Genomic DNA, 7,177 nt, shown 5'->3' on the forward strand with positions numbered 1-7,177 from the left:
ATAGATAAATTATTTAAGTTTAATTTTATATTAAAAGAGTCTACTGATTCTTTTTCAAAAAGAAAGTAGATTGTTTCATTTCATTTTTATAAATAGTAGCTATAATTCCATTAATAAAAAATTAAAAAATTAAGCAGTTTTTTATAAAATATAGAGTAGCAATTATTAACAATAAACAACATATATTTGGAGAAAAATGATGGGAAAAGAGCGAACAATTGGCATGTGGCTATACCAAAATGGTGGTGGTGATGTCATTGGTAAAAAAATCATAAAAAAACTAAAAGAGAGAGAGATTGAAGTTATGGATAATCTCAATCTTCGAAATTCAACAGCAAGAAATGGAAATATATATCATGGTAAGACAAGACTTAATAAACTAGACCTATTCTTCTCTTATAATGCAGGAGAACAGACTCAATATCAAGTCTATCTCTACCAAGCACTAAGCCGTGTTATTCCTATGATAAACACTTATGACTCTTTTGCTCTAACAGAGGATAAGTTTCACACATCTTTTGTCTTAAGAAACAGTGGAATCCACACAGCTGATTACCGTCTTTGTCACCGTGATGATACTGATGAGCTTAAAAAAACTATCAAAAAATGGGACAAGATGGTCTATAAACCAACAGATGGTTGGGGTGGAGTTGGTCTAACCAAAATTGAAAATGAAGCCAGTCTCGATATGTTGATGCCATTTCTAAACCAGATGGATTTACGATATTTTTATGTAGAGCGATTTATCAAATATGATAACACTGACTTTAGAGTAGATATTGTGGATGGTAAATTTGTAAGCTGTTATGGACGAAAAGCTAGTGGAAGTGATTGGCGTACCAATATCACTGCTGGTGGTTCAGTTTTTATGAGAGAAGCCAATGATGAGATTGTCAAAGTTGCTACAAAAGCTGCCAAAGCTTGTGGTGCAGATATTGCAGGTGTTGATATTATTTATGATATAGAGAAAGAGGAGTATATAGTACTAGAGGTCAACGGGATACCCGCATTTGCAACACCCGAACAAGAGAAGATGGGTCTGGATTTTAATGATAAGAAGATAGAGCTTATCGTTGATATGATAGATAAAAAAACAAAAAACTAAAATTTAAATAGATTATAATTAAAGGAAATACAATGGGCTTAAGCAACAAACAACTACCAAAACTTGGATTTTTATACATGGACTATGTCCTAAGATTCTTTGACCACTCAAACTTCAAGGGTTGGCCAAATAAAATAGAGACGGTAACTTACCACTGGGGAAAAGATAAAGATAGATTTATCAAAGAGGTCAAAAAGAAAAAGATTGATGTACTTATCGGAAATATTCCAGCAACAGCATATGAGACATTTAGAGAGATAGCAAGAGAGTTACCACATGTTCGGTTTATCCCATCTCTTGATACACAGTTCTCTAATAAATCAAAAGAGAATGTAACACGATTTGCTTGGAAGTATGACCTGCCAATTCCAAAAACATATGTTTACTATAATAGACCAAATGCAGACAAGTTCTTGAAAAAGACAGAGTATCCAAAAATTGTTAAAAAATCTTACGGACCATCTAACTATGGTGGATATTTTGTTCATAAAGTTGATTCGTATACAGAAGCAAAAGAGCTATATGCACAGAAAAAATACCATCCGATGTATTTCCAAGATTTTGTACCAATGGAGGCAGACATCCGTGTAATGCTTATCGGTCACAAACCAGTATGTGCATTTTGGCGAAGAGCTCCTGAGGGTGAGTGGTTGACAAACACTAGTCAAGGTGGCTCTATGGACTATATGGATGTTCCAAAAAATGTTCTTGACCTTGCTGTTCGTACTTCAAAAGCTGCAAACGCAGAGTATTGGGCTTGTGACATCGCTTATGGTAAAGATGGAAAAGTAAGAATCCTTGAGTGTGCTACTGCATTTGCAGCGTTCCCATATATCAGAGACTGGATTGGTCAATACATCATGTGGAGTCTAAGTGAAGGAAGATTTAGAAAACCACATATGCCAATGTTTAACTGGGAAGAGCTAAGTAAGATTGATTCTAATCTTTTGAGAACAATGAGACATATTACATTTGGTAAATATAGCCAGAGTTCTGATGATACATACTTTGGTACCAAAAAGAAGATGTATGGTAAAGGAGAGGTATATCTGCATGAGCTAGATGAAGTATATAAAATGTTTGATATAAAAGAGAGAACATTTGAGGAGTGGCCAAGTGAAGAGTGGAACTACCAAGATAGATTTGCACTTAAAAATATCAAGTCTATGAAGGTACCTGCCCTAAAAGATGTAGAGGCTCCTGAAGTGAGTGGAGATGAGGCTACAGAGGCTATTACTATAAGTGATGAGGAGTTAGAAAAATTACTTCTCTCAATTAAAGGTTTAGGAAAGAAAAAATTGAGTAAAATCTTATCTCAATTTGACCACACTGAACTTGTTAATACATTAGAGATTGAACCTAGAGTTTTAGAAGATATTAAATCTATAGATAGTAAACTTGTTGAGAAGATAATTGAAGCGTGGAGTTCTTACAAAGAGACAGAGAGAGAAAAAATAGTAGCACAATAGTGTGGCTATCCCCTTTGTGGGTATCTCTGCCCACGATTAGGCTACTCTATTAAACTTCTTGCAAAATTCACTTGGAATCGGAGACTTTAGTCCCGAATATAACGAGGCTAAAGCCATCGGTTCCTAGTTTTGAAAGATATCTATTGGAGTAACCTTATAAAAACCATCAAACATTTATCTTAACTTAAAGGGGAAAATAGATTATGAAACAACAATACAAATCCTATAAGGAGAGTTCTGACTTTCTTTTTAGATGTGCAGAGAACTACCCAGACCTTATAACAGTAAAGAGTATTGGCAAGAGTTATGAAGATAGAGATATACTACTAGCAACTATCTCACTCAATGTAGCTTATGCCAATCTAAAACCTGCTCTACTCTTTACAGGAACCGTTCACGCACGAGAGTGGATTGGAAATGAGTTAGGTATAGAGTTTATTGACTATCTACTCAAAAACTACAACTCTAATCCAGAGATTTTAAATACTCTAACCAATAATACACTCTATCTAGTTCCATGTCTAAATCCTGATGGTTTTGAGTATAGCCGTCTCCACTTCTCTTTTTGGCGTAAAAACCGAAGAGATAATGGTGATGGTACATTTGGTGTTGACCTAAATCGTAACTTCCCTGTAGGTTATAAAAAATCGACCAACACAGCCTCCAATGTATATGGCGGAACAGAACCATTCTCTGAACCAGAGACTAGAGCTATGAGAGACTTTGTAAAGAGTCATAAAAATATCACTATTGCACTAGATTACCACTCACAAGGCAATGTCTTTTTCCCTGCACATAAGTTTAACCATGAAAAAGAGCTAGAGGGGACAGACCTCAATACCCTATGTGCCAATATGAACTACCATATCAATAAAGTAACAGGACGAAAATATGGTATCAACAGAGGAAAGCCACCAACAAAACTTATCTCAGGAAGTGGAAGAGAGTTCTACTACTCAAAAGGCATCCTTGCTGTTGTAGTTGAGGTAGGAACTAGAAATATCCCTGACTATATGCAGAATATGAAAGAGTCAGTAGATGAGAATATTCCTGCTCTTCTCTATGCACTAGGGGAGTCAAGAAACTATAGTAAAAATGCCCCCCAAAGAGTAAAAAATTTCCACCTCTCTATGTTTGACTCTGGTAGCTGTTATCTCTCGTGGGAGTATCCTGACCATAGCAGAGAGATATACTTTGAGATTTATAGAAATAGAAACAACAAAATGGAGTGTAATGACTCATCACTTATTGGTGTCACTAGCAATAGAGAGTTTAAAGATGAGAACTTAGATAGTGGAGAGATGTACTTCTACTATATTAGAGCCGTTCATAAACTCTCCAATACAAAATCACCATTTGCCCCAAAAGTCAAACTAAAAACTCTACTTGAAGAGCATGAATTTCACCGAACCATTTTTCCAAAAAGTTCAAATATTGGATATGTAGCCCAAAAATCACCAGAGGCAAACAGAAGCCACTTTGGTGTAAACTCCCTCAAAGTAGGAGTAAATTCAGGTAGAGGCATAAGCTATGGTGTTATGCAGTTTGACTTAGATAGTATCCCCACAAATGCTATTATCCTAGAAGCTAAAATATCCCTATATCCTCTAAACAGAGTCTCTGCCAAGATAGAGAAGTATGGTGAGTGGTCACTCTCTATTGTTGACTCAGAGAGTATTGCGGATATACAGGATTATGAGCAGGTACACGATGCTACACATATCAAGACTGTAGGTAAAAGTATTCCTTCAGAGCAATTAACACAAGGTATATGGAGTCACTGGGATTTTAATGAGTTTGAGAGAAAGAAACTACAAGAGCAACTCTCCCATGAAAAAGTTATTATCAAATTAGAGGGTCCAACCAAACTTCCTGTTGGGAGAGATTCTCAAATAATGGTATTTGATTTGGGTTATGGAAATCAAGGTGGTGGACTACACTATCGACCATCTATAGATATTAAATATACAGTTCCTTCTCAAAAAATTGCTATTAATATATCTAATGCTATGACTATCTCCGAAGATGAGGTGATAGCAGATAAGTTAGCATGTGGATTTGACAAAGAGCATAAGAAAGTCTACGCCTATATGGCATTTGACCTCTCCTCTCTACCAAATATTGATGATACTGTTATCACTGAAGCTTGGATAAGAATAAATAACACCTCAACAGTCAAAAAAGAGGTAGATATCCGTTATGATGTAGAGTTTGTCGATATAGATGAGTTCTCCTATCATGATATAAAAGATAGAGAGAGAATTGAGTATATAGGATATGAGGTGAGTTCCGCAGAGCTTGGCACAAAAAAAAGACATCACTTTGCTTTTGATAAATACTCAAAACTAGCACTTGAAGAGATGCATGAGAATAACAAAGAGGCAAAGTTCATTATCCGTCCAACTTCTGTACTAAGTAGAGAACACCTAATCAACTGGGCTTGTGAGGGTAGAAAATCGGCTAAGTTGATGATTAGATATATCAGACGCAGACGAAATGCACCCCATTCACCCAAGAATCTATCTGCCAATATTGATAAAAATTTGGTTAAGTTAAGTTGGGATAGAGTAGAAGATGATGGTTTAGTAGGCTACTTTGTCGTTAGAAATCGTTGGCATAAACCCAAAAATCCTTTTGATGGTGTAAAACTATATGCAGGGCTAGATAACTATACTTATGATAGTTTTGGCTCCACCGACATGCATAAATATTATGCTGTCTTCTCCTATGATGATGTTCCTAACTATAGTGAAGGTGCTACTGTGGAGTATATAGGAAAATTGTAGGGTCGGTAACACCGACCACTTAATATTTTAAACCTCCCTCCTAATCTCAATAATAGCAACCACCCCATCATCTCTGTTTTTAAGTCTCAAACTCCCACCCATAGACTTCTCTATAATCATCTTTGACATATATAACCCAATACCTGTCCCCTCACTCTCAAACTTGGTAGTAAAATATGGTTCACAAACTCTATCTATAATCTTCTTATCCACTCCCCCTGCATTATCTGCTATCTCTATCTTTACCATATCACCTATCTCTACCACATCTATAGTGACTATAAGTTGTCTCTCTTTTTGTTCTTTGATAGCATCTCGTGAATTATTAAATAAGTTTAATAGAACCTGCTCTAGCTCACTCCTGTAGCCTAACACCTCTATATCTTGTTGACCCTTATTTATCAACTTGATACGATTTCTTAGATAAGGATTACCCATAAATATTGTAGTGCTATCTATAGCATCCGAGATAGAAAATCTCTGTTTTGATTTACGCTCTGGAGAGAAAAAATTGCTAAAATCATCTATTGTACTACTCATCCTTTTTATAATACTACTTGACTTCTCTTTGAAGCTATCCATATCTTCTTTGGATAACTCATCTAACTCATATTTTCGATGCATAAATACATTTATTACACTAAGAGCATTGAGCGGTTGTCTCCATTGATGAGCTATATTGGCTATCATCTCTCCCATAGATGCCATCTTTGACTGCTGTTGAAGCATTCTCTCATGTAGGATATTTTTTTTCATCTCCAGTTCTAGTTTAGTGATGTCTGCTAAGATAAGAACAAAATATTTTTTGTTAAGTTCGGACTTGCTAACTGTTAATTTAAAAAAAGTAGTTTTATCATTTTGTGTAATCTTGACCTTATGTTCAATCTTATCTGCTACTATATAATCAAAATTTTTATGGTAGTACTCTGCATCTATATACTCCTTATCATCACTATCAAAAAATTCAGATATAGAGTTGTGTCTCTTTTTAAACTCTGTAATATTTTTATAATCAGGGAAATAGTTATAAAATTGTCTGTTTAGATATAGAAGATTTTTATCAAAATCTTTTAGTAAAATAATATTCACAGTCCCATATAGTATAGCATCAAGATAGTCATTTTTTCTCTCTAGTCTATCTTTATATTTACTACAACCAAACTCTAAGGAGTTGAAAATATCTGTTATCTCTCTGAATTGAGTTACCTCTCTCTTTATAATTTCATTAGAAAATGACATAATTCTAACTCCTTCTGTTATAATTTAATCTTTTCTACTATTATAGTTAAACAAAATTATGTTATTATTAACAACTCAACCAAAAGGGGATAAAAGTTATGTTATTAGACGAAATTACAATACTATTTGTAGATGATGACTATGATACACAAGATATGATTGGTTCCTTGCTTAAATCATACTGCCAAGAGGTGTTTTTAGCAAGTGATGGGAATGAGGGGCTACAAATCTACAAAGATAAGAGACCAGACATAGTCATTAGTGATATAACTATGCCAAATATGTGTGGACTAGAGATGTGCCAAGCGATAAAAAAGATAAATCCAAATCAGATAATCTCTCTCTTTACTGCACGAGATGATAGTACATGTAAAGATAGGGCTACAGAGATAGGGATAGATACATTTCTACTGAAACCACTTGATGAGGAGCAGTTTTTTAACTCACTACACTATTTAGCAATGGCTGTAGAGGAGAGATTAGAGGTTTTTTAAGATTTAAAACCACTAACACGAATATATCTAATTTTGGGGCTTTTATCAATATTGCTCTCAAAGAAGGTCTCCCTAGATTTAAAT

General features: G+C 34.8%; 5 protein-coding genes. 4 read left to right on the plus strand and 1 reads right to left on the minus strand.

Annotated elements, in window-relative coordinates:
- Positions 1 to 196: 196 nt before the first annotated feature.
- The 3 genes from GSY74_RS09685 to GSY74_RS09695 all read left to right on the plus strand — a co-directional run bounded on the left by GSY74_RS09685 (position 197) and on the right by GSY74_RS09695 (position 5,360).
- The gene (locus GSY74_RS09685; protein WP_370518798.1) at positions 197 to 1,105 is read left to right on the plus strand and encodes a RimK family alpha-L-glutamate ligase; all 909 of its coding nucleotides are present in this window, start codon (positions 197 to 199) and stop codon (positions 1,103 to 1,105) included.
- 32 nt (positions 1,106 to 1,137) lie between these two features.
- A complete protein-coding gene (locus tag GSY74_RS09690; RefSeq protein ID WP_164664899.1) occupies positions 1,138 to 2,574 on the plus strand; it encodes a RimK family alpha-L-glutamate ligase in 1,437 nt (478 codons plus the stop codon).
- 203 nt (positions 2,575 to 2,777) lie between these two features.
- Entirely contained in the window at positions 2,778 to 5,360 is a 2,583-nt protein-coding gene (locus GSY74_RS09695) for a M14 family zinc carboxypeptidase (protein ID WP_164664900.1), read from the plus strand.
- A gap of 27 nt (positions 5,361 to 5,387) precedes the next feature.
- Here GSY74_RS09695 and GSY74_RS09700 read toward each other — a convergent pair whose 3' ends face one another.
- Complete coding sequence (locus tag GSY74_RS09700) at positions 5,388 to 6,599, minus strand: sensor histidine kinase (RefSeq protein WP_164664901.1); 1,212 nt, start codon at positions 6,597 to 6,599, stop codon at positions 5,388 to 5,390.
- A gap of 98 nt (positions 6,600 to 6,697) precedes the next feature.
- On the opposite strand from GSY74_RS09700, the gene GSY74_RS09705 reads away from it, so the two are divergent.
- The gene (locus GSY74_RS09705) at positions 6,698 to 7,093 is read left to right on the plus strand and encodes a response regulator (protein WP_164664902.1); all 396 of its coding nucleotides are present in this window, start codon (positions 6,698 to 6,700) and stop codon (positions 7,091 to 7,093) included.
- Positions 7,094 to 7,177: the final 84 nt, after the last annotated feature.

Origin of the sequence: Sulfurovum sp. bin170 (assembly GCF_010892395.1) — a bacterium.
GTDB lineage: Bacteria > Campylobacterota > Campylobacteria > Campylobacterales > Sulfurovaceae > UBA1140.

What these genes read in the sequence shown, in the direction of transcription:
- GSY74_RS09690 (WP_164664899.1), top strand. Translation starts at nt 1,138, where the DNA reads ATGGGCTTAAGCAACAAACAACTACCAAAACTTGGATTTTTATACATG.
- GSY74_RS09685 (WP_370518798.1), top strand. Translation starts at nt 197, where the DNA reads ATGATGGGAAAAGAGCGAACAATTGGCATGTGGCTATACCAAAATGGT.
- GSY74_RS09695 (WP_164664900.1), top strand. Translation starts at nt 2,778, where the DNA reads ATGAAACAACAATACAAATCCTATAAGGAGAGTTCTGACTTTCTTTTT.
- GSY74_RS09700 (WP_164664901.1), bottom strand. Translation starts at nt 6,599, where the DNA reads ATGTCATTTTCTAATGAAATTATAAAGAGAGAGGTAACTCAATTCAGA.
- GSY74_RS09705 (WP_164664902.1), top strand. Translation starts at nt 6,698, where the DNA reads ATGTTATTAGACGAAATTACAATACTATTTGTAGATGATGACTATGAT.